15 protein-coding genes are annotated in these 22965 nt (G+C 62.8%); 1 reads left to right on the forward strand and 14 read right to left on the reverse strand.

Annotated elements, in window-relative coordinates:
* Position 1 precedes the first annotated feature (1 nt).
* From rplC to A9975_RS19565, 5 genes are all read right to left on the reverse strand, one after another.
* Positions 2–652: a 50S ribosomal protein L3 gene (gene rplC / locus A9975_RS19545; protein WP_035870770.1), complete on the reverse strand. Its 651-nt coding sequence runs from the start codon at positions 650–652 to the stop codon at positions 2–4.
* A 236-nt stretch (positions 653–888) separates the two neighbouring features.
* Entirely contained in the window at positions 889–1380 is a 492-nt protein-coding gene (locus A9975_RS19550) for a flavin reductase family protein (protein ID WP_183034206.1), read from the reverse strand.
* A 1-nt stretch (position 1381) separates the two neighbouring features.
* A complete protein-coding gene (locus tag A9975_RS19555; RefSeq protein ID WP_183034207.1) occupies positions 1382–2623 on the reverse strand; it encodes a styrene monooxygenase/indole monooxygenase family protein in 1242 nt (413 codons plus the stop codon).
* A gap of 68 nt (positions 2624–2691) precedes the next feature.
* Positions 2692–3480 (reverse strand): SDR family oxidoreductase, encoded by a 789-nt coding sequence (locus A9975_RS19560; protein WP_183034208.1) that lies wholly within the window; start codon positions 3478–3480, stop codon positions 2692–2694.
* A 117-nt stretch (positions 3481–3597) separates the two neighbouring features.
* Positions 3598–4827 carry a dienelactone hydrolase family protein gene (locus A9975_RS19565; protein WP_183034209.1) on the reverse strand — a complete coding sequence of 410 codons (1230 nt, stop codon included), beginning with the start codon at positions 4825–4827 and terminating at the stop codon, positions 3598–3600.
* Between the two features lie 239 nt (positions 4828–5066).
* Here A9975_RS19565 and A9975_RS19570 point away from each other — a divergent pair, with 239 nt between their 5' ends.
* A complete protein-coding gene (locus A9975_RS19570) occupies positions 5067–6080 on the forward strand; it encodes an AraC family transcriptional regulator (protein ID WP_183034210.1) in 1014 nt (337 codons plus the stop codon).
* A 102-nt stretch (positions 6081–6182) separates the two neighbouring features.
* On the opposite strand, the gene rpsJ is transcribed toward A9975_RS19570, so the two are convergent.
* From rpsJ to rplL, 9 genes are all read right to left on the reverse strand, one after another.
* Positions 6183–6491, reverse strand: coding sequence for a 30S ribosomal protein S10 (rpsJ, locus tag A9975_RS19575; RefSeq protein WP_006160488.1), 309 nt, complete (start codon positions 6489–6491; stop codon positions 6183–6185).
* Positions 6492–6585: 94 nt separating this feature from the next.
* Positions 6586–7776: an elongation factor Tu gene (gene tuf, locus A9975_RS19580; protein WP_006164373.1), complete on the reverse strand. Its 1191-nt coding sequence runs from the start codon at positions 7774–7776 to the stop codon at positions 6586–6588.
* 77 nt (positions 7777–7853) lie between these two features.
* Positions 7854–9956 (reverse strand): elongation factor G, encoded by a 2103-nt coding sequence (gene fusA / locus A9975_RS19585; RefSeq protein ID WP_150985749.1) that lies wholly within the window; start codon positions 9954–9956, stop codon positions 7854–7856.
* A 119-nt stretch (positions 9957–10075) separates the two neighbouring features.
* Complete coding sequence (rpsG, locus tag A9975_RS19590) at positions 10076–10546, reverse strand: 30S ribosomal protein S7 (protein WP_035876146.1); 471 nt, start codon at positions 10544–10546, stop codon at positions 10076–10078.
* 226 nt (positions 10547–10772) lie between these two features.
* Positions 10773–11150 (reverse strand): 30S ribosomal protein S12, encoded by a 378-nt coding sequence (gene rpsL / locus A9975_RS19595; RefSeq protein ID WP_006162330.1) that lies wholly within the window; start codon positions 11148–11150, stop codon positions 10773–10775.
* Between the two features lie 355 nt (positions 11151–11505).
* A complete protein-coding gene (recQ, locus tag A9975_RS19600; protein WP_183034211.1) occupies positions 11506–13371 on the reverse strand; it encodes a DNA helicase RecQ in 1866 nt (621 codons plus the stop codon).
* A gap of 283 nt (positions 13372–13654) precedes the next feature.
* Positions 13655–17899 (reverse strand): DNA-directed RNA polymerase subunit beta', encoded by a 4245-nt coding sequence (rpoC, locus tag A9975_RS19605; RefSeq protein ID WP_150985751.1) that lies wholly within the window; start codon positions 17897–17899, stop codon positions 13655–13657.
* A 133-nt stretch (positions 17900–18032) separates the two neighbouring features.
* Positions 18033–22139 carry a DNA-directed RNA polymerase subunit beta gene (gene rpoB, locus A9975_RS19610; RefSeq protein ID WP_183034212.1) on the reverse strand — a complete coding sequence of 1369 codons (4107 nt, stop codon included), beginning with the start codon at positions 22137–22139 and terminating at the stop codon, positions 18033–18035.
* 411 nt (positions 22140–22550) lie between these two features.
* Complete coding sequence (gene rplL / locus A9975_RS19615) at positions 22551–22922, reverse strand: 50S ribosomal protein L7/L12 (RefSeq protein ID WP_043350387.1); 372 nt, start codon at positions 22920–22922, stop codon at positions 22551–22553.
* Positions 22923–22965: the final 43 nt, after the last annotated feature.

Raw genomic sequence — 22965 nt, forward strand, 5'->3', positions numbered from 1 at the left:
CTTAAGCTTTGGCTTTGGCCTTGACGGCCGGGGTAACGATAACCTTGCCGCCCTTGGAGCCGGGAATGGCGCCCTTGACCAGCAGCAGCTTGCGCTCTGCGTCGATCTTGGCGATTTCCAGGTTCTGGACGGTGCGGGTGACGTCACCCAGATGGCCAGTCATGCGCTTGCCGGGGAACACACGGCCCGGATCCTGCGCCATACCGATGGAACCCGGCACGTTGTGCGAACGCGAGTTACCGTGGGTGGCACGACCCGATGCGAAATGGTGGCGCTTGATGGTACCGGCGTAGCCCTTACCGATGGTCACGCCCTGGACGTCGATCTTTTGACCGACTTCGAACAGGTCAACCGACAGCGTGCCGCCGGGTTGCAGTTCGCCAGCCTTAGCGGCATCGATGCGGAATTCACGGATGATTTCACCAGCTTCAACACCAGCTTTGGCAAGGTGACCTGCCAGGGGCTTGGTGACGCGGCTAGCGCGGCGTGCGCCGAAAGTGACTTGAACCGAGGTATAACCGTCGGTCTCGTCCGTCTTGATTTGTGTCACGCGGTTGTCGCCGACCTCGACCACGGTAACGGGAATTGAATCGCCGTCGTCCGTGAAAATACGGGTCATGCCAACCTTGCGACCTACAAGGCCAAGGCTCATGGTTTGCTCCATTCCCAGCTGCGATTGGCCGGGGCTGATTGATACACGAAAACAGTGTTTGCAGTGCGGGGCTTGCGCTGAAGAAGACTGCGCGCGGCCAAGCTGGCCAGCCCACTACCCATAGACAAACGGGTAGCCTTACACTATATCGCGTAGATTTGGAAAGAGCAAGCGTGGATTGACAAGTATGCGGGGGCGTACGGGGCGGTGTTGTTTTGTGATGTTTTCGCGTGATCCTATCGTCCCAGCTGCACAAATTCCCCGCCAAAGAACACCAGCGGTTCCCCCTCCCCTACTTCAAACCCCTCCACCTGGCCCACGATCAGCAAGTGATCCCCGACAGCATCGGCGCGCTCGACCCGGCACGCCAGGGTGGCCAGGGCATCATCGAGATAGGGCACGCCGCGCTGGCATCGCCGATGGGCGACTCCGGCAAACTTGTCGTCTGCGGGCTTGGCAAAGCGCCGGGCGAGCTCGCCATGCCCCGCCCGCAGGATGCTGACGCCGAAGGGGTTCCCCGGCGTGAAACGCGCCGCGTTTGGCGAACGCAAGGCGAGACTCCACAGGATCAGTGGCGGCGCCAGCGACAGCGAGGCAAAGGAGTTGATGGTCAGGCCGATCGGGCGGTCATCAGCACCACAGGCCCCGATGACCGCCACGCCGGTGGCGTAACGGCCGCAAGCGTGGCGCAGTGCCTTGGGGTCGAGCACGGCACAAGTGGCGTCCATCTCAGGCTGCCTGCGGCAGATGCCGGTCGATCAGTTGCTGGCAGGCGGCGGGATCGGCCCACCAGGGGAAGAAGTCCGGCGGGTTGTCGAAGCCGTTGGCAATGCGTGCGGCCAGCGCCGGCACCTGCCCGGCCGCGCCCAGCAATGCCAGGATGTGCGGCGGCGGCGGCGTGAGCAGCGAGTTGGTCCAGTTCACGACGTCGCCGGCGTATTGCCAGTAGCTGGCGAAGGTCTGCGTCATCCAGGCGGCGTCGAAGGCACGATCGCCGCGCGCGACGATCGCCTCCAGATACACCTTGCAGCACTTGGCGGCGTTGTTCGAGCCTTGTCCGGTAATGGGGTCGTTCACTACCACTGCGTCCGCCATGCCGAACACCAGCCGGCCGGACGGCAGCGTCATGACCGGATGGCGCACGGTTGGCGTGAACCGGCCGGCGAGGATGCCCTGCTCATCGGTCAGCGTGACATTTTCACAGCGTTGCGCTTCCCATGGCAGCCAGGTGCGAAGGATGCGCAGGCTTTCGGCCAGGTGCTGCTCGGGCGTACGCGCCTCGGCCCATTGGTCCATGGGTCCGCCCGGTATGCCCTCGAACACCATGATCTCGCAAGGTCCGCTCAAGGTCAGCGCGGGGAACACAAAGTACTCGCCGATGCCGGGAATCAGGTTGAAGCAAACCCGCGAATACGGCGTGCGCGGCGTCATGCCGTTCACATAGGTCAAAGCCAGGGCACGTTGCGGTGCGCTAAAGGGACTGCGCGTGGCGTCACGCTCGAAGCGGCTGACGATTTCGCCCTTGCCGGCGGCGAGCAGGACCAGATCGTGCTCAAGCGTCAGCGCTTCGAGCTCATCGATGCCGGCATCGGCAATGCGCAGGTCGCCGCCACGCTCGGCGAAGGCCTCCATCCAGGCTGGCATCTTGACGCGTTGGTCCACGGCCTGCGCAGGGCGTTCGAGCCGGGCGGCCCAGTCGATCAGCCTGGCACCAGCCTGCTCCGGATGCGGAATCGCCAGGCCAATGCCTTCTACGGGGGGGCAGCTATCGTCCCACCAGTTCAGCCCAAGCTCGCGCTCGGCCTGCAACGCGCGATCGAACATGCATTGGCTGGACATGACCTTGCCCGCCCTGACCTGGTCCGGCGTTCGATTGGTCAGCAGTGTGACCTGATAGCCCTTGGCTTGCAGCCCGAGGGCCATCTGCAGGCCAGACTGGCCCGCCCCGACGATGGCAATGCGTTGGCTCATGGCAATCTCCTACTGGATACTCAGGATGAAAATCGAAGCCCCGGCTTGGGGGATGCTCGATGCCAGCGTCAATCGGCCAGCCTGGGAATGGCGGGCACGTTCTGCTCCGGCCCCATCGCCGAGTAGCCGCCGTCCACCGCATAGTCCGCGCCAGTGACAAAGCTGGCGTGGTCGGAACAGAGAAACAACACGACCTGGGCCACTTCGTCGGGCTCGCCAACGCGGCCAAGGAGGTGGAAGTCCGCCGCCACGCGATCGGTGCGCTCGCGGTTGCCACCGCTGACCTCGTCCATCAGCCGGCACCAGGTCCAGCCGGGAGAAACAGCGTTGACCCGGATGCCATCGGGCGCGAGATCCATCGCCATGCTGCGGGTAAGTTGCCGGATGGCGGCCTTGGAGGCCGGATAGAGCCAGCGGCCCGTCTGCCCCACATTGGCGGAAATACTGGTGAAGTTGACGATGGCGCCACCGCCGCGAGCCCGCATGGCCGGGTGCACGGCCCGCGCCAGCATCACCCCGGACACCACATTGACGTCCAGCGCCGCAAGCCAGTCGCGCCGTCCTGAATTGAAGCCGTCGTCCAGATAGGTGCACGCCAGATTGACCAGGTAGTCGACGCCACCGAAGTGCTGGCTCACCCGGGCTACCGCGGCGGCCACCTGGGCATCGTCGGTGATGTCCGTGTGAACGAACAGCGCCCGCTCGCCCAACGCGGCAGCCGCGCGCTCGCCGCCGCTGGCATCGATGTCGAGAATGGCCACTCGCGTGCCGGCCTCGACGAAGGCGGTGGCCACGCCCGCGCCGATCAGCGTAGCGCCACCGCTGATGATGGCCACTTTGTCCCGCAGTCCTTTCATGACGCTGTCTCCTGGTTGTCTTGGCCGCTGCCCGCCTGCCGCCTTGCGACAGCACTTGCCGGGTGCGGCCTTTTGCTCTTCCGTGAAGCGTGCTACTTGCACTTGCCCTAGGGGCCCTTACTTGCCTTCGCTCTCCTGCCAGCGCGCCATCAGCGTGTTGGAGGGCAACGTTTCGTCGAGCAGCTTGCGCGCGGTCTCCACGCCAGCCACTGGCAGGCCGGCCGGATCGAGCTTGCCGATCTGCACCAGCACGCTCGCCTGGTCCCAGTAGATGTGCTCGTGGTAAAGCTTGTCGCCGCGGAACTTGACGATGGCGATGAGGGGGATTTCCACGCGCTTGCCAGTGGGCGCCACGCCAGGCAGCATCCAGTCGACCTCGCAGGTATGCGTGAAGCAGAACAGCATCTCGTCGACGATCTGGCTGGCGCCCACGGTGCGCGAAAGCGGGATCAGGCTGGTATCGGGCGGATTGCTGTTGACGAAATGGTTCTGGTAGAAGCGCTTGAGCTGCCGGTGGCCGACGCCGCCAGTCATGGTCGGGATATGGTTCACGTAGGGTTCCGACACCATCGTCGCCATCGTGGCGTCGACATCGCGGGTGGCGAACTCGTATTCGCAGTGCTTGTCCCAGAGGGCCGAGAAATCGTAGTGCGGCCCCATCTCTGCGCGCAGCGCGGCTATCGAGCGCTGATGCGCCATCAGCGCCGACGGGTGGTCGTAATGCTCGCCGCCGGTGCGCGCGAACGCGTGGTCCACGCCTGGATAAACGTACAACTCGATGCCGTCCTTGCCGCCCAAGGCTGCGCGGATCTTCGCCTGCGCCTCAGGTGGGCAGAAGCCGTCACGCTCGGCCACATGCAGCACCAGCCGCCCCTGGATATTGGCCGCCTCGTCCAGCGCACGCTCGATGCCGACGCCGTAGTAGGCCACGGCACAGGCCACGCCACCCAGGCGGCAGGCAGCCAGATAGGCGAGCTTCCCGCCCAGGCAAAAACCGAGCACCCCGGTCTGGCCCACGCATTCAGGACGGGCCCGCAGCGCGTCCAGCGCCGCACCGACATCCTTGACGCCGAGGGCCTCATCGAAGCGCTGATACAAGCCCAAGGCGCGCTGAAAGTCCTCGCCGCGATCGCCCAGTTCGATGCCGGGGGCGATGCGCCAGAACAGGTCCGGCACCAGCACCGTGTAGCCCTCCTCGGCGTAGTAGTCCGCCACGGCGCGCATGGTGGCATTGACGCCGAAGATTTCCTGGCACAACACGATGCCGGGTCCCTTGCCCGATGCGGGTGTGGCAAGGTAGGCGTTGAATGCGCCGTCGGCGGCGTGGATCTGGATAGTCTGGCCCATGGGCTGCGCTCCTCTGTTTTTGGGGGTTGTGGCTGCCGTGCTGGATTCCATCATGGGCGATCCGCACCGCAGCAAACTAGCCGCGGGCTGCAGCGGCTATCCGATTAGTGCAGGAAAATGCCGGCGCGGACAAGGGGCGCCGGGAAGCGATCCACTATAGTGGTGTGAAGGAATCCGCCCGCAGGCTGGCCGGGCCCAATGTACCAAGCGGCGCGCCAATGACGCCGAGGAGCGAGACAATGCCTCAGCCCCCCGCGGCCACGGCCACCGAGCCGCTGGCACGCGCCCTGCTATCCGACCCCACCCGGCTGGTCTTCGCCTCGACCGACCAGGCCCAGACGCGCGCAGCGGTGGGTACGGTTTTCAAGCCGCACAAGCTGACCATCGGCGGCACGACGCTCGCCGCCCGCATGCATCATGCGCCGCTTGGCGCGGTGTCGTTCAACCGGCTAGCCTATGGCGCCGAGGTCCAGATCGAGCCGGGGCCGCTCGATGATTTCCTGCTTGTACAGATGCCACTGGCAGGCCATGCCCAGATCCATTGTGGCCAGCAGCAGATCCTCTCCGACCGCGACATGGCCTCGGTGCTCACGCCGAGCGACCCCGTGCGGATGCGCTGGAGCCACGACAGCGACCAGTTGATCGTGCGCGTGGAGCGCGGTGCGCTGGAGAGGGTATGCGCGGCGCACCTCGGCCATCGGTCACAGGCGCCGCTGCGCTTTGAGCTTGGGATGGGTTGGCGCCGCCTGGCAGCCTGGTATCAGTTGATGCACTACCTGGCGGACCTGCTGGCGCTGGCGCCGGACGCGGCGCGGCATCCGTTGACTGCCTGCCAGCTGGAGCAGCTGGTGATCGGCACGTTGTTGACAGTGCAGCCCCACAGCCTGGCGGAGGCGATGCGGGCGCGGGGCAAACCGCTGGCGCCGCGCCACGTGAAGCAGGTCGAGGAGTACATCCATGCCCACGCGCAGGCGCCACTGACCCCCGCCCTGCTGGCGGAAATCGCTGGTGTGAGCCTGCGCGGGCTCTATGCGGGCTTTCGAGAGCACCGCGGCATCAGCCCGATGGCCTACCTGCGCGCGGTGCGGCTGGAGCGTGTTCGCCATGACCTGCTGAACGACCCGGCGATCGACTCGGTCACGGCTGCGGCCCTGCGCTGGGGCTTCAGCCATCTAGGGCGCTTTAGCGTGGAATACCGCAAGAGTTTCGGCGAACCGCCGGGGCAGACGCTGCGCCGGCGCGGGCCCGCCTAGGCCGCATTCGCCGGGGTGGGAGCGCAAAAACAAGAACGGCGAACCGAAGTTCGCCGTTCTTGTTTGCGCAAAACCGCTCGAAGCGGTCTTGTGCGGAATACCTTACACCTTGATTTCGACGTCGACGCCGGCCGGCAGGTCGAGCTTCATCAGTGCGTCAACGGTCTTGTCGGTAGGATCGACGATGTCCATCAGGCGCTGGTGAGTACGGATCTCGAACTGATCACGGCTCGTCTTGTTGACGTGCGGCGAACGCAGGATGTCGAAGCGCTGGATACGGGTCGGCAGGGGCACCGGGCCCTTGACGATCGCGCCAGTACGCTTGGCGGTATCCACGATTTCAGCTGCCGACTGGTCGATCAGGCGATAGTCGAAAGCCTTCAGGCGGATACGGATCTTCTGGTTCTGCATGATATTTCCTTAAAAGAGCGATGGGCGGCGTGCGCCCTGGAACATGGGAACAAGCCGACGGTATTGTACCGCCAGCCTGCTCCAGGAAGTTTGCTTAGTCGAGGATCTTTGCCACGACGCCGGCGCCGACGGTACGACCGCCTTCACGGATAGCGAAACGCAGGCCTTCTTCCATGGCGATCGGGGCAATCAGCTTGACCGTGATCGACACGTTGTCACCCGGCATTACCATTTCCTTGTCCTTCGGCAGCTCGATCGAGCCAGTCACGTCGGTCGTACGGAAGTAGAACTGCGGGCGGTAGTTGTTGAAGAACGGGGTGTGGCGGCCGCCTTCGTCCTTCGACAAGATGTAGACCTCGCCGGTGAAGTGCGTGTGCGGCTTGATCGAACCCGGCTTGCACAGCACTTGGCCGCGCTCGACGTCTTCGCGCTTCGTGCCGCGCAGCAGCAGACCCACGTTGTCGCCTGCTTGACCTTGGTCCAGCAGCTTGCGGAACATTTCCACGCCGGTGCAGATGGTCTTGACCGTCGGCTTGATACCAACGATTTCGATTTCTTCACCGACCTTGATGATGCCGCGCTCGATACGACCGGTCACAACCGTGCCACGGCCCGAGATCGAGAACACGTCTTCCACCGGCATCAGGAAGGTACCGTCGATGGCACGTTCCGGCGTCGGGATGTAGCTGTCCAGCTGTTCGGCCAGGGCCAGAATGGCTTGCTCGCCCAGTTCGCCCTTGTCGCCTTCCAGTGCCAGCTTGGCCGAACCCTTGATGATCGGGGTGTCGTCGCCGGGGAATTCGTACTTGGACAGGAGCTCGCGCACTTCCATTTCGACCAGCTCGAGCAGCTCGGCGTCGTCGACCATGTCGCACTTGTTCAGGAACACGATGATGTAAGGCACGCCAACCTGGCGGGCCAGCAGGATGTGTTCGCGGGTCTGGGGCATGGGGCCGTCAGCGGCCGAGCACACCAGGATCGCGCCGTCCATCTGTGCGGCGCCCGTGATCATGTTCTTCACATAGTCAGCGTGGCCCGGGCAGTCAACGTGTGCGTAGTGGCGATTAGCCGTTTCGTACTCGACGTGTGCGGTGTTGATGGTAATACCGCGTGCCTTTTCTTCCGGCGCTGCGTCGATTTCGTCGTACTTCTTGGCCGAACCGCCAAACTTGGCTGCCAGCACCGTGGCAATTGCTGCCGTCAGGGTGGTCTTGCCATGGTCAACGTGACCGATCGTGCCAACGTTCACGTGCGGCTTAGTCCGCGAGAACTTTTCCTTTGCCATTTTTCAGCTCCTAATCGAAACCAGTATGTCGTGTTCATAGTGCCGCCGCGCACAACGCGCGGCGGCGGATTTTTTACTTACTTGCCACGTGCCGTGATCACGGCGTCGGCTACGTTCTTCGGAGCTTCAGCGTAGTGCTTGAACTCCATCGTGTACGTAGCACGGCCTTGCGTGGCCGAACGCAGCGAGGTCGAGTAGCCGAACATCTCTGCCAGCGGAACTTCCGCGCGCAGGATCTTGCCACCGCCGACCATGTCGTCCATGCCCTGGATAATGCCGCGACGCGACGACAGATCGCCCATCACGTTACCCATGAAGTCTTCGGGCGTTTCCACTTCCACGGCCATCATCGGCTCGAGCAGCACGGGGCTTGCGCGGCGCATGCCTTCCTTGAAGCCCATGGAGCCGGCCATCTTGAACGCGTTTTCGTTCGAGTCCACATCGTGGTACGAACCGAAGAACAGCGTGACCTTGACGTCGACCACGGGGAAGCCTGCCAGAACGCCGGCGTTCAGGGTGTCCTGAATGCCCTTGTCCACCGCGGGGATGTACTCGCGCGGAACCACGCCGCCCTTGATGGCGTCGACGAATTCGTAGCCCTTGCCCGGTTCTTGCGGCTCGAGCTTCAGTACCACGTGACCGTACTGGCCACGACCGCCCGACTGCTTGACGAACTTGCCTTCCACTTCGTCGCAGGTCTTGCGGATGGTTTCGCGGTACGCAACCTGGGGCTTGCCCACGGTGGCTTCCACGCCGAATTCGCGCTTCATGCGGTCAACCAGAATTTCGAGGTGGAGCTCGCCCATGCCCGAAATGATGGTCTGGCCGGATTCTTCGTCGGTCTTCACGCGGAACGACGGATCTTCCTGTGCCAGGCGGTTCAGGGCGATGCCCATCTTTTCCTGGTCAGCCTTGGTCTTCGGCTCGACAGCCTGCGAAATCACCGGCTCCGGGAACACCATGCGTTCCAGGATGATGATGTGGTCCGGATCGCACAGCGTGTCGCCCGTGGTGGCTTCTTTCAGGCCAACCGCGGCGGCGATGTCGCCTGCCAGCACTTCCTTGATTTCTTCGCGCTGGTTGGCGTGCATCTGCAGAATCCGGCCCAGGCGTTCCTTCTTGCTCTTGACCGGGTTGTAGATGGTGTCGCCCGAATTGACCTTGCCCGAATAGACGCGGAAGAAGATCAGCTGGCCGACGAACGGGTCGGTCATGATCTTGAACGCCAGAGCGGAGAACTTTTCGTCGTCCGCGGCACGGCGCGACACTTCCTTGTCGTCATCGTCCACGCCGGTGACCGGCGGGATGTCGACCGGCGACGGCAGGAAGTCGATCACGGCGTCCAGCATACGCTGCACGCCCTTGTTCTTGAACGCGGTGCCGCACAGCATCGGCTGGATTTCGCAGGCGATGGTACGGTCGCGCAGGCCCTTGATGATCTCGGCTTCGGACAGTTCGCCCTCTTCCAGATACTTGTTCATCAGCTCTTCGTTCGACTCGGCAGCTGCCTCGACCATCTTCTCGCGCCATTCGTTGCACGAGTCGGCCAGTTCAGCCGGGATGTCCACGTAGTCGAACTTGGTGCCTTGGCTGGCCTCGTCCCAGATGATCGCTTTCATCTTGATGAGGTCGACCACACCCTTGAAGGTGTCTTCGGCGCCGATGGGCACAACGACGGGAACCGGGCTAGCCTTCAGGCGGGTCTTCAGCTGGTCGTAGACCTTGAAGAAATTCGCACCGGTACGGTCCATCTTGTTGACGAAGGCCAAGCGCGGCACGCCGTACTTGTTAGCCTGGCGCCAGACGGTTTCCGACTGGGGCTGCACGCCACCCACTGCGCAGTAGACCATGCATGCGCCGTCCAGCACGCGCATGGAGCGCTCCACCTCGATGGTGAAGTCCACGTGGCCCGGGGTGTCGATGATGTTGATGCGGTGTTCCGGGTAATTGCCGGCCATGCCCTTCCAGAAGGCGGTGGTCGCAGCGGAGGTGATCGTGATGCCACGCTCCTGTTCCTGCTCCATCCAGTCCATCGTGGCAGCGCCATCATGCACTTCACCGATCTTGTGGTTCACACCGGTGTAGAACAGGATGCGCTCGGTCGTGGTGGTTTTACCCGCGTCAATGTGAGCCGAGATACCGATATTGCGGTAGCGCTCAATGGGAGTCTTACGAGCCACTTTAATCCTCTATTCGTCCGTGAGACGCCGGCATCTCATTGCCAACGCCCGTAACACAAACGGGCGAGCGTGTGAAAACACAGCCCGCCCGGCAACCAACCGCGTATAACTCGCGCGCTTTAGAAGCGGAAGTGCGAGAACGCCTTGTTGGCTTCGGCCATGCGGTGCACTTCGTCGCGCTTCTTCATCGCGCCGCCGCGGCCTTCCGCAGCTTCCAGCAACTCACCTGCCAGGCGCAGCGCCATCGACTTCTCGCTGCGTTTTTTCGCGGCCTCGCGCAACCAACGCATCGCCAATGCCAAACGACGCGACGGACGGACTTCGACCGGAACCTGATAGTTGGCGCCGCCCACGCGACGGCTCTTCACTTCGACCACCGGCTTCACGTTGTTGATCGCAACGGAAAACACTTCAACGGGGGCCTTGCCTGCCTTCTTTTCGATCTGGTCGAACGCGCCATAAACGATACGTTCGGCAACCGACTTCTTGCCGTCCAGCATTAGGACGTTCATGAACTTGGCAACTTCAACGTTACCGAACTTCGGATCGGGCAGGATATCCCGCTTGGGGACTTCACGACGACGTGGCATCTTCTTTCCTTTAGATTCAGTTGAGAGCGCGGCAATGATTTCCCGCTCTCCGGCCACCAACTAGCTTGCCTTCCATCGAGGCAAATTCGCCGGGTGACCACTTACTCGACGGCACGGCGCATAAACGCTCCGTTGTACCGCCGCCTGGTGACAGCACCATGACGCAACCGCCACAGGCCATCGTTTGTTGCTTCGGGCTTTGTGCCCAGCTTGCCTGGCGTTAGCCTTAAGCAGCCTTCGGACGCTTCGCGCCGTACTTCGAACGTGCCTGGCGACGATCCTTCACGCCTTGCAAGTCCAGCGAGCCACGGACGATGTGGTAACGCACACCCGGCAAGTCCTTCACACGGCCGCCGCGGATCAGCACGACCGAGTGTTCTTGCAGGTTGTGGCCTTCACCGCCGATGTACGAGATGACCTCGAAACCGTTGGTCAGGCGCACCTTGGCGACCTTACGCAGTGCCGAGTTCGGCTTCTTCGGCGTCGTGGTGTACACACGGGTGCACACGCCGCGACGCTGGGGGCAGTTCTCAAGCGCCGGGCTCTTGCTCTTGACGACTTCAGAGACACGCGGCTTGCGAACCAGTTGGTTGATAGTTGGCATTGTTCAATCCAGCTTGGTTTTACGGAAAAACACCCCTGGGGCCACAAGCAATGGGCCGAAGAGGCAACGACGGGTTTTGGGCGGGAAAAGTGAGCGAGCGCTCTTGAGACGGACCTGTGGAGGAACAGACTGGCCAAAGAGCGCGAGCTCGCCTGGGATCCCGCTGCGACCACACCACCAGAGCATCACACGATCCCCTGGCAGGCTTGCCGATTGCGAACCGAGGGCCACAATTACGACAGGCGAGCGAAATCCAAAGCCAAAAACTCGAATCTGTCATGCTAGCAGCGACTACGTAAACCGTCAAGCAGCTTCTGACAGAAGCGTGTTGCTCGACTTAGGTCCAGGCAGTGCCTCAAAAGTCCTCCACGGCGCCCAGCGCTTCCAGGATGGCATCGCCGTAGCGCTCCAGCTTGGCGGCGCCGATGCCGGGGACTTCAGCCATTGCCGTCAACGAATCCGGCGCGCTGCGTGCCAGTTCGGCCAGCGTGGCGTCATGGAAGATCACATAGGCCGGCACACCGTGCTCTCGTGCCGTCTCGGTGCGCCACTTGCGCAGCGCTTCCCAGTTGGCCAGTGCCTCGGCGTCCATGCCGGCGGTATGGTCGGTGCGTGTGCCGGCGGAGCCGCGCGCGCCACGCTCGCCGCTCTTGGCTGGCTTGCTGGCCTGGCGGCGCAGGGTGATCGGCATCTCGCCCTTGAGCACCGCGCGGGCAGCGTCGCCCAGCAGCAAGGCGCCGTGGCCGCCATGGTCGATCACCAGCAGGCCGTGGGCGATCAACTGGCGGAAGATCGCGTGCCACTCGGAGACCGAACGGTCCGCGCCGATGCCAAACGTGGAGACCTTGTCGTGGCCCCATTGACGGATTTTTTCCGACGCGTTGCCGCGCAGCACGTCGACCATATGGGTCGCGCCGAAATGAACGCGGCTGGCCTGCGCCGTACGGTAGACGCATGACAGCGCCATCTGCGCTTCACGCGTGCCATCCCAGGTAGCGGGCGGCTCCAGGCAGGTGTCGCAGTTGCCGCAGGGTTCGCTGGCTTCGTCGAAATAGCCAAGGATGCGCACGCGGCGGCAGCCGGCCGTCTCGCACAGCCCGAGCAGTGCATCGAGCTTGGCGGACGAGACTCGCTTGTGCGCATCGTCCGCCTCGGACTCGTCGATCATGCGCTTTTGCTGAACCACGTCGCCGAGGCCGTAGGCCATCCAGGCGTTGGCCGGCAGCCCGTCGCGGCCGGCACGGCCGGTTTCCTGATAGTAGCCCTCCATGCTCTTGGGCAAGTCCAGGTGCGCCACAAAGCGCACATCCGGCTTGTCGATGCCCATGCCAAAAGCGATGGTGGCCACCATGATCACGCCCTCTTCCTCGCGGAAACGCGCCTGGTGGTGCTGGCGCACGCCCGCATCCATACCGGCGTGGTACGCCAGCGCGTTGAGGCCCTGGGCGCTGAGGTAGCTGGCGGTGTCCTCAACCTTCTTGCGCGACAAGCAATAGACGATGCCGCTGTCGTGCGTGCCGTCCGCGGCCAGGTGCTCGGCCTTGATAAAGGCCAGCAACTGCTGGCGCGCATTGTCCTTCTCGACGATGCGATAGCGGATATTGGGGCGATCGAAGCTGGAGACGAAGACGCGAGCGTCGTGCAGCGCGAGGCGCTCCACGATTTCCTCGCGCGTGACGGAATCCGCGGTGGCCGTCAGGGCAATGCGCGGCACTTCCGGGAAGCGCTCGTGCAGCACCGAAAGCTGGATGTACTCGGGTCGGAAGTCATGGCCCCACTGCGAGACACAATGCGCCTCGTCGATGGCGAACACGCCGATACGGGTACGCTGGAGCAGGTCCTGGAAGCGCGGCGTCATCAGCCGCTCGGGCGCCACATAGAGGATTTCCAGCCGGCCGGCGAGCAGATCGCGCTCCACCGCGGAGGCCTCGGCGCCGCTGAGCGTCGAGTTCAGCACTGCCGCGCGCACGCCCGCCTCGGACAGCGCCGCGACCTGGTCCTGCATCAGCGCGATCAGGGGCGACACCACGATGCCGGTGCCTTGCCCGGCCCGCTGCCGCAGCAGCGCGGGAATCTGGTAGCACAACGACTTGCCGCCGCCAGTCGGCATCAGGACCAGGCAATCACCGCCATCGGCCACATGGTCGATGATCTCCCCCTGCCGGCCGCGGAAGGCGTGGTAGCCAAAAACATCCTTGAGAATCGCCAGGGCGCGCGACATAGCAACAGCTTAAAAAAGGGGTGGGACCGCGAAAGGCGTAACCATACCACCAAGGGCGCGGCTAACTACTTCGGCCTGTAACGAATGTTCCCGGATTTCTTTCGTCTGGCCGCGCATGGAGCACGGGTCCGTACCCCTGCGGCAGCACATAAACACAACGAATAAAAACGACCGATAAACACCGAAAGAAATAAAACCGACGATATAACTACAGGCAAAAAAAACCCGGCCACCAGGGCCGGGCTTCCTCATGCTGCTTGCTTGCAGGCTCAGGCTGGCAGTCTTAGACCGCGTCGCCCTCGCCTTCGGTCGTCGCCTGCACCACAGGCGGCTCGATGAAGAGCGACTGCTCTTCGTCGGAGATCGCCTGGGCACGTTCGCGCTCGGCCGCCTCGCGCGCCTTGCGGGCACGATGGTAGGCCAGACCCGTACCAGCGGGGATCAGTCGACCAACGATCACGTTTTCCTTCAGACCACGCAGGTCGTCGGTCTTGCCCATGATCGCGGCTTCCGTCAGCACGCGGGTGGTTTCCTGGAACGATGCCGCCGAGATGAAGCTGTCGGTGGACAGCGACGCCTTGGTGATACCGAGCAGCAGGTTCTCGTACGTGGCCGGACGCTTGCCTTCGGCGATCACGCGATCGTTCTCGTCGAGCAGTTCCGAACGCTCCACCTGTTCACCCGGGATGAACTTGGTGTCGCCCACATCCGCGATCTGCACGCGGCGCAGCATCTGGCGCACGATCACTTCGATGTGCTTGTCGTTGATCTTCACGCCCTGCAGACGGTACACGTCCTGCACTTCGTCGACGATGTAGTGCGCCAGCTCCTCGATGCCCTTCAGGCGCAGGATGTCGTGCGGGTCCGCCGGGCCTTCCACGATCATTTCGCCCTTGTTCACCACCTGGCCATCGTGCACCAGGACTTGCTTTTCCTTGGTGATCAGGAACTCATGGGCGTTGCCGTCCAGGTCCGTAATCACCAGGCGTTGCTTGCCCTTGGTGTCCTTGCCGAACGACGTGGTGCCGGTGACTTCCGCCAGCACGGCGGCATCCTTCGGCGAACGCGCTTCGAACAGCTCGGCCACGCGCGGCAGACCCCCGGTAATGTCGCGGGTCTTTTGCGATTCGGTCGGAATACGTGCAAGCACTTCGCCCACGTGCACCTGCTGGCCGTCCTTCACGGTGATCAGCGCGCCGACCTGGAAGCCGATGGTCACGGAGTGGTCCGTGCCCGGGATCTTCACTTCCTGGCCGTTGGCGTCGAGCAGCTTCACCTGCGGGCGCAAGCCCTTGGTGGCAGCCGTACGGCGCTTTGCATCAATCACCACGAGGGTCGACAGGCCGGTGACCTCGTCCATCTGCTTGGCGACGGTCACGCCTTCTTCGACGTTCTCGAACTTGGTCGTGCCGGTGTACTCCGACACGATCGGGCGCGTCAGCGCATCCCACGTGGCCAGCTGCGTGCCAGCCTTGATGGCCTGGCCGTCCTGCACCAGCAGCGTGGCGCCGTACGGGATCTTGTGGCGCTCGCGCTCGCGGCCGTGGTCGTCGGTGATCAGCGCTTCACCCGAACGCGAGATGACGATCAGCTCGCCCTTCGCATTGGTGACGTAACGCATGGTCGCCGTGAAACGCACGGTACCGGTTGCCTTCGCTTCCACGCTCGATGCCACGGCCGAACGCGATGCCGCGCCGCCGATGTGGAACGTACGCATGGTCAGCTGGGTGCCCGGCTCGCCAATCGACTGAGCGGCGATCACGCCAACCGCTTCGCCGGAGTTCACCAGCACGCCGCGGCCGAGGTCGCGGCCATAGCACATGCCGCACAGGCCGTAGCGCGTGTCGCACGACAGCGGCGTGCGCACCTTCACTTCGTCCACGCCGATGGCGTCGATCATGTCGACCAGGTCTTCGTCCAGCAGGGTGCCGGCCTCGATCGCGGTTTCCTGGGTTTCAGGGTTCACCACGTCGGACACCGTCACACGGCCGAGAATCCGGTCGCGCAGGGCTTCGATCACTTCACCGCCTTCGACCAGGGCCTTCATGGCCACGCCGTTGGTCGTGCCGCAATCGTCTTCCACCACCACCAGATCCTGCGTCACGTCGACCAGACGACGGGTCAGGTAACCCGAGTTCGCGGTCTTCAGTGCCGTATCCGCCAGGCCCTTACGTGCGCCGTGGGTGGAGATGAAGTACTGCAGAACGTTCAGGCCTTCACGGAAGTTCGCCGTAATCGGCGTTTCAATGATCGAGCCATCCGGCTTGGCCATCAGGCCACGCATGCCGGCCAGCTGACGGATCTGCGCAGCGGAACCGCGCGCGCCCGAGTCGGCCATCATGTAAATCGAGTTGAAGGAGTCTTGCTTCACGGTGTTGCCGTGACGGTCGACCACGTCTTCGTGCTGGAGCTGCTCCATCATCGCCTTGCCCACCTGGTCGCCGGCGGCGCCCCAGATGTCCACGACGTTGTTGTAGCGTTCCTGGTCGGTCACCAGACCCGACATGTACTGCTTGTCGTATTCCTTCACCTTGGCAGCCGCGTCGGAAATGATCTTTTCCTTTTGCGGCGGCACCAGCATGTCGTCGATGGCGATCGAAATACCAGCGCGCGTTGCCAGGCGGAAGCCCGACTGCAGCAGCTTGTCAGCGAAGATCACGGTCTCGCGCAGGCCGCACTTACGGAACGCGGTGTTGATCAGGCGCGAGATTTCCTTCTTCTTCAGCGGCTTGTTCAGCACCGAGAAAGGCAGGCCCTTCGGCAGGATCTCGGACATGATCGCGCGGCCGACCGTGGTGGCTTGCAGCGTGATCTTGGGCGCAAAGCGGGCGTCGCCCACTGCGTCCTTGTCGACCAGTTCATACTCGGTGATACGCACGTTCACGCGCGAAGCCAGTTCGACTTCCTTGTTCTCGTAGGCGCGGATCACTTCGCTGATGTCGGCGAACGTCAGGCCTTCGCCCTTGCCGTTGATCTTGTCGCGGGTCGTGTAGTACAGACCCAGCACCACGTCTTGCGACGGGACGATCGACGGATCGCCGTTGGCCGGGAACAGCACGTTGTTGGAGGCCAGCATCAGCGTGCGGGCTTCCATCTGCGCTTCCAGCGACAGCGGGACGTGAACAGCCATCTGGTCACCGTCGAAGTCGGCGTTGAACGCCGCGCAAACCAGCGGGTGCAGCTGGATGGCCTTGCCTTCGATCAGCACCGGCTCGAATGCCTGGATGCCCAGGCGGTGCAGCGTCGGCGCGCGGTTCAGCATGACCGGATGCTCGCGGATCACCTCTTCGAGGATGTCCCACACCACCGCGGTCTGGCTTTCCACTTCCTTCTTCGCCGCCTTGATGGTGGTGGCGATGCCCATCGTTTCCAGCTTGTGGAAAATGAAAGGCTTGAACAGCTCGAGCGCCATCAGCTTGGGCAGACCGCACTGATGCAGCTTCAGGGTCGGGCCCACCACGATGACCGAACGGCCGGAGTAGTCGACGCGCTTGCCCAGCAAGTTCTGACGGAAACGGCCGCCCTTGCCCTTGATCATTTCGGCCAGCGACTTCAGCGGACGCTTGTTGGCGCCCGTCATGGCCTTGCCGCGACGACCGTTGTCCAGCAGCGAGTCAACCGCTTCCTGCAGCATGCGCTTTTCGTTGCGCACGATGATTTCAGGCGCCTTCAGTTCGAGCAGGCGCTTCAGGCGGTTGTTACGGTTGATGACGCGGCGATACAGGTCGTTCAGGTCCGAGGTGGCGAAACGGCCACCATCCAGCGGAACCAGCGGACGCAGTTCAGGCGGCAGCACCGGCAGCACTTCCAGGATCATCCATTCCGGCTTGATGCCCGAACGCTGGAACGCCTCGAGCACCTTCAGGCGCTTGGCGAACTTCTTGATCTTGGCTTCGGAGCCGGTGGTCTGCAGCTCGGCGCGGATCGTTTCGATCTGCTTTTCGATGTCGATGCCGCGCAGCAGTTCACGGATGCCTTCGGCACCCATCATGGCCACGAACTCGCCTTCGCCATACTCTTCGCACTTGGCGATGTAGTCGTCCTCGGACATGATCTGGCTCTTCTTGAGCGGGGTCATGCCGGGTTCGAGCACCACGAATGCTTCGAAGTACAGGACGCGTTCGATATCGCGCAGCGTCATGTCGAGCACCATGCCCAGACGCGACGGCAGCGACTTCAGGAACCAGATGTGCGCGGTCGGCGCAGCCAGTTCGATGTGGCCCATGCGCTCGCGGCGCACCTTGGCCAGCGTCACTTCAACGCCGCACTTCTCGCAGATCACGCCACGATGCTTCAGGCGCTTGTACTTGCCGCAGAGGCACTCGTAGTCCTTGATCGGGCCAAAGATCTTGGCGCAGAACAGGCCATCGCGCTCGGGCTTGAACGTCCGATAGTTGATGGTTTCCGGCTTCTTCACTTCACCGTACGACCACGAACGGATCTTCTCTGGCGATGCCAGGCCGATCTTGATCGCGTCGAACTGCTCTTCCTGCTGAACCTGCTTAAAGAGATCGAGCAATGCTTTCATTGCAACTCCTTGTTTCGCCGCCAGCCCGACAGCATGTCGGGCCCGCGGCATTCATCCTGTGGGAAAACCGTAGCGGGCATTCGGCGGTAGGCGGGCCTTTTACGGCTGGCCTACCGCGCACTCTCGATCCAAATCAATAGCGATCGAGGTCGATGTCGATACCCAGCGAACGGATTTCCTTCACCAGCACGTTGAACGATTCCGGCATGCCGGCATCGATCGAGTGCTCGCCCTTGACGATGTTCTCGTAGACCTTGGTCCGGCCGTTCACGTCATCGGACTTGACCGTCAGCATTTCCTGCAGCACGTAGGAGGCGCCATACGCTTCCAGCGCCCACACTTCCATTTCACCGAAACGCTGGCCACCGAACTGCGCCTTACCACCCAGCGGCTGCTGGGTCACCAGCGAGTACGGGCCGGTCGAACGCGCGTGCATCTTGTCGTCGACCAAGTGGTGCAGCTTCAGCATGTGCATCACGCCGAGCGTAACCGGACGCTCGAACGCTTCGCCGGTGCGGCCGTCGTGCAGCGTGACCTGTTGCTTGGAAGCGGTCAGGCCCATGTCGCGGGCGATCTCTTCCGGGTACGCCAGGTCCAGCATGCGGCGGATTTCGTCTTCGTGCGCACCGTCGAACACCGGCGTGGCGAACGGGACACCCTTCTTCAGGTTGGTCGCCAGTTCCAGCACTTCAGCGTCCGACAGGCTGTCGAGGTCTTCCGGCTTGCCGCTCTCGTTGTAGATCTGAGCGAGCAGCGGACGCAGTTCCTGCGCCTTCGCCTGTGCCTTGAGCATGGAGCCGATACGCTGGCCCAGGCCGCGCGCGGCCCAGCCCAGGTGGGTTTCCAGAATCTGGCCCACGTTCATCCGCGACGGCACGCCGAGCGGGTTCAGCACGATGTCGGCAGGCGTGCCGTCGGCCATGTAGGGCATGTCTTCGATCGGGACGATCTTGGACACAACACCCTTGTTGCCGTGACGGCCTGCCATTTTGTCGCCAGGCTGCAGGCGGCGCTTGACGGCCAGGTACACCTTGACCATCTTGATCACGCCCGGCGGCAGTTCGTCGCCTTGCGTGAGCTTCTTGCGCTTTTCTTCAAAAGCCAGGTCGAACTCGTGACGCTTTTGCTCGATGGCTTCCTTGACGGCTTCCAGCTGGGCAGCCACTTCTTCGTCGGCCGGACGGATGTCGAACCAGTGGTACTTGTCCAGATCGGCCAGGTACTCGCGGGTCAGCTTGGCGCCCTTGGACAGCTTCTTCGGACCGCCATTGACGGTCTTGTCGAGCAGCAGGCGTTCCAGACGCTGGAAGGCATCGCCTTCCACGATACGCAGCTGGTCGTTCAGGTCCAGGCGGTAGCGCTTGAGTTCATCGTCGATGATGGACTGGGCACGCTTGTCGCGGGTCACGCCTTCGCGGGTGAAGACCTGGACGTCGATCACGATACCGCTCATGCCGGACGGCACGCGCAGCGAGGTGTCCTTCACGTCCGAAGCCTTCTCGCCGAAGATCGCGCGCAGCAGCTTTTCTTCCGGGGTCAGCTGGGTCTCGCCCTTGGGCGTGACCTTGCCGACCAGCACGTCACCGGCTTCCACTTCGGCACCGATGTAGGTGATGCCGGACTCGTCCAGACGCGCGAGCTGCGCTTCGGCGAGGTTGGAAATGTCGCGGGTGATTTCTTCCGGTCCCAGCTTGGTGTCACGGGCGACGACCGACAGTTCCTCGATGTGGATCGAGGTGTAGCGGTCTTCGGCAACCACGCGTTCGGAGATCAGGATCGAGTCTTCGAAGTTGTAGCCGTTCCACGGCATGAACGCCACCAGCATGTTCTGGCCGAGCGCGAGCTCGCCCAGGTCGGTCGATGCGCCGTCGGCGATCACGTCGCCACGGGCGACGAAATCCCCAACCTTGACCATCGGACGCTGGTTGATGTTGGTGTTCTGGTTCGAGCGCGTGTACTTGATCAGGTTGTAGATGTCCACGCCGACTTCGCCTGCAACGGCCTCATCGTCGTTCACACGGATCACGATACGCATGGCATCGACGTAGTCCACCACGCCGCCACGGGTTGCCTGGACGGCAGTACCCGAGTCGACCGCAACGGTACGCTCGATGCCGGTACCCACCAGCGGCTTGTCCGGACGCAGGCAAGGCACGGCCTGACGCTGCATGTTGGCGCCCATCAGTGCACGGTTCGCATCATCGTGCTCGAGGAACGGCACCAGCGATGCCGCGGCCGAGACGATCTGCGAAGGCGCCACGTCGATGTACTGGACGCGGTCCGGCGTGACCATACGGGTTTCCCGCTCGCTACCTTCACGCGACGACACCAGTTCGTCGATCAGGGTACCGTCGGCGTCAACCGTCGCGTTGGCCTGCGCCACCACGTACTTGCCTTCTTCAATGGCGGACAGGTAGTCGACCTGGTCGGTCAGCTTGCTGTCGACCACCTTGCGGTACGGCGTTTCCAGGAAGCCGTACTCGTTCAGGCGCGCATACAGTGCCAGCGAGTTGATCAGGCCGATGTTCGGGCCTTCCGGCGTTTCGATCGGGCACACGCGACCGTAGTGGGTCGGGTGCACGTCACGCACTTCAAAGCCTGCGCGCTCACGGGTCAAACCGCCCGGGCCCAGTGCGGAGACACGACGCTTGTGCGTGATCTCGGACAGCGGGTTGGTCTGGTCCATGAACTGCGACAGCTGCGACGAACCGAAGAACTCGCGGATGGCCGACGAAATCGGCTTCGAGTTGATCAGGTCATGCGGCATCAGGTTTTCGGTCTCGGCCTGGCCAAGACGTTCCTTGACGGCGCGCTCGACGCGCGACAAGCCGGCACGGAACTGGTTTTCGGCCAGTTCGCCAACGCAGCGGACACGACGATTGCCCAGGTGATCGATGTCATCGACCTCACCCTTGCCGTTGCGCAGGTTGACCAGGATCTTGATGGTCTCGAGGATGTCCTCGTCCTGCAGCACCATGCTGCCTTCACCGCTCGGGCGGCCCAGGCGGCTGTTGACCTTCATGCGGCCAACGCGCGACAGGTCGTACGACTCTTCGCTGTAGAACAAGCGCTGGAACAGGGCTTCCACCGCGTCTTCGGTCGGCGGCTCGCCGGGACGCATCATGCGGTAGATCGCGATACGCGCAGCGGTCTGGTCGGCGGTGTCGTCCACGCGCAGCGTCTGCGACATGTACGGACCTTGGTCCAGATCGTTGGTGTACAGGGTCTGGATCTGCTTGACACCGGCTTCGCGCAGGTTTTCCAGCACGGTTTCGGTCAGCTCGTCGTTAGCGTTGGCAATCACCTCACCGGTATCCGGGTCGATGATGTTCTTCGCCAGCACGCGGCCGAGCAGGTAGTCTTCCGGCACGCTGATCAGCTTGGTACCGGCGGAATCCAGGTCGCGGATATGCTTTGCGTTGATCCGCTTGTCCTTCTCCACGACGACACGGCCGTCCTTGTCGGCGATGTCGAAGCGCGCGACTTCACCGCGCAGACGCTCGGGCACGAATTCCATCTGCGCGCCTTCCGACTGCAGGGTGAAATTGTCGAACACGAAGAAGTGCGCGAGGATTTGCTCGGGCGTCAGGCCGATCGACTTCAGCAGGATCGTGACCGGCATCTTGCGGCGACGGTCAACGCGGAAGTACAGGATGTCCTTCGGGTCGAACTCGAAGTCGAGCCACGAGCCGCGGTAAGGAATAATCCGTGCCGAGAACAGCAGCTTGCCCGAGCTGTGGGTCTTGCCCTTGTCGTGTTCGAAGAACACGCCAGGTGAACGGTGGAGCTGCGAAACGATCACACGCTCGGTACCGTTGATGACGAAGGAACCGGTCGACGTCATGAGCGGAATTTCGCCCATGTAGACTTCCTGTTCCTTGACTTCCTTGACCTTGCCCGGATTTTCCCGATCGTTGATGATCAGGCGTACCTTGGCACGCAGAGCCGAGTGGAAGGTCAGGCCACGCTGTTGACATTCCTTGACGTCGAACGGCGGGTTGGAGAGGTGGTAGGAGACGAACTCCATACGGGCGAGCCCGTTGTGCGACACAATCGGGAAGATTGCACTGAAAGCCGCTTGCAGGCCCTCGGTTTTGCGACGCGAGGGTGGCGCACCCTCTTGCAGAAACTGAGCGTAGGATTCAATCTGGGTGGCAAGCAGGAAAGGAACCTGATGAACCGTCGCGCGCTTCGCAAAACTTTTGCGAATGCGCTTCTTTTCGGTGAAGCTGTACGCCATGGGATCTCCGAATCATCGCAGGGCTGGCTGGACCTGGCGCAGCACCTGAGGTGTTCAGCGACTGGGAGGGGATTTGGCGGTTGGCCGCTACCAACCTCTGGCTGACGGTGTCCGCACGCTGCGAGCCGGCAGAAACGACGCAATGCGTCATACCGGCCCGGGGGACACCCGACCAAACTTGTCTTCTGCAGTCGGTTCAGAAGACAAACATCAGCAACCACCTAGTGTGCCACTGATGTTTGGCCTCTGCTCAAGCTTAGGCATACACCCAGCCATAAAGCATCGTTTGCGCCACTTTTTTAGGCTTCCGAGTGCGCAGTAAAACACACATCGCAGAAGCGCAAAAAGGCTGGCGCCGGGAATCTCCCTTTGCCAGCCCCATTCGCGTGCCAAAAGGCACGCGAGTACAGCTTACTTGACTTCGACCTTCGCGCCGGCTTCTTCCAGCTTCTTCTTGGCGTCGGCTGCGGCAGCCTTGTCCACGCCTTCCTTGACAGCCTTCGGAGCGCCGTCAACCAGATCCTTGGCTTCCTTCAGGCCCAGGCCGGTGATTTCGCGAACAGCCTTAATCACGCCAACCTTGTTTGCGCCGATTTCCGACAGGATAACGTTGAACTCGGTTTGCTCTTCAGCGGCAGCAGCGCCTGCGCCCGGGGCAGCAGCCACGGCCATCGAAGCGGCGGACACGCCAAACTTTTCTTCGAACGCCTTGACCAGGTCGTTCAGTTCCATCACGGACATCGAGCCTACGGCTTCGAGGATGTCGTCTTTGCTGATTGCCATTTGGAATACTCCTGCTAAATGTGATTCGGTATCGGTAATGCGA

The sequence above is a fragment of the Cupriavidus sp. UME77 genome (assembly GCF_014170355.1).
Classification (GTDB): Bacteria; Pseudomonadota; Gammaproteobacteria; order Burkholderiales; family Burkholderiaceae; genus Cupriavidus; species Cupriavidus basilensis.

Coding starts and splice junctions, on each gene's coding strand:
- A9975_RS19555 (WP_183034207.1), bottom strand. CDS start 2,623: ATGAGCCAACGCATTGCCATCGTCGGGGCGGGCCAGTCTGGCCTGCAG.
- A9975_RS19550 (WP_183034206.1), bottom strand. CDS start 1,380: ATGGACGCCACTTGTGCCGTGCTCGACCCCAAGGCACTGCGCCACGCT.
- A9975_RS19570 (WP_183034210.1), top strand. CDS start 5,067: ATGCCTCAGCCCCCCGCGGCCACGGCCACCGAGCCGCTGGCACGCGCC.
- rpoB (WP_183034212.1), bottom strand. CDS start 22,139: ATGGCGTACAGCTTCACCGAAAAGAAGCGCATTCGCAAAAGTTTTGCG.
- rplL (WP_043350387.1), bottom strand. CDS start 22,922: ATGGCAATCAGCAAAGACGACATCCTCGAAGCCGTAGGCTCGATGTCC.
- A9975_RS19565 (WP_183034209.1), bottom strand. CDS start 4,827: ATGGGCCAGACTATCCAGATCCACGCCGCCGACGGCGCATTCAACGCC.
- rplC (WP_035870770.1), bottom strand. CDS start 652: ATGAGCCTTGGCCTTGTAGGTCGCAAGGTTGGCATGACCCGTATTTTC.
- rpoC (WP_150985751.1), bottom strand. CDS start 17,899: ATGAAAGCATTGCTCGATCTCTTTAAGCAGGTTCAGCAGGAAGAGCAG.
- rpsJ (WP_006160488.1), bottom strand. CDS start 6,491: ATGCAGAACCAGAAGATCCGTATCCGCCTGAAGGCTTTCGACTATCGC.
- recQ (WP_183034211.1), bottom strand. CDS start 13,371: ATGTCGCGCGCCCTGGCGATTCTCAAGGATGTTTTTGGCTACCACGCC.
- rpsL (WP_006162330.1), bottom strand. CDS start 11,150: ATGCCAACTATCAACCAACTGGTTCGCAAGCCGCGTGTCTCTGAAGTC.
- tuf (WP_006164373.1), bottom strand. CDS start 7,776: ATGGCAAAGGAAAAGTTCTCGCGGACTAAGCCGCACGTGAACGTTGGC.
- rpsG (WP_035876146.1), bottom strand. CDS start 10,546: ATGCCACGTCGTCGTGAAGTCCCCAAGCGGGATATCCTGCCCGATCCG.
- A9975_RS19560 (WP_183034208.1), bottom strand. CDS start 3,480: ATGAAAGGACTGCGGGACAAAGTGGCCATCATCAGCGGTGGCGCTACG.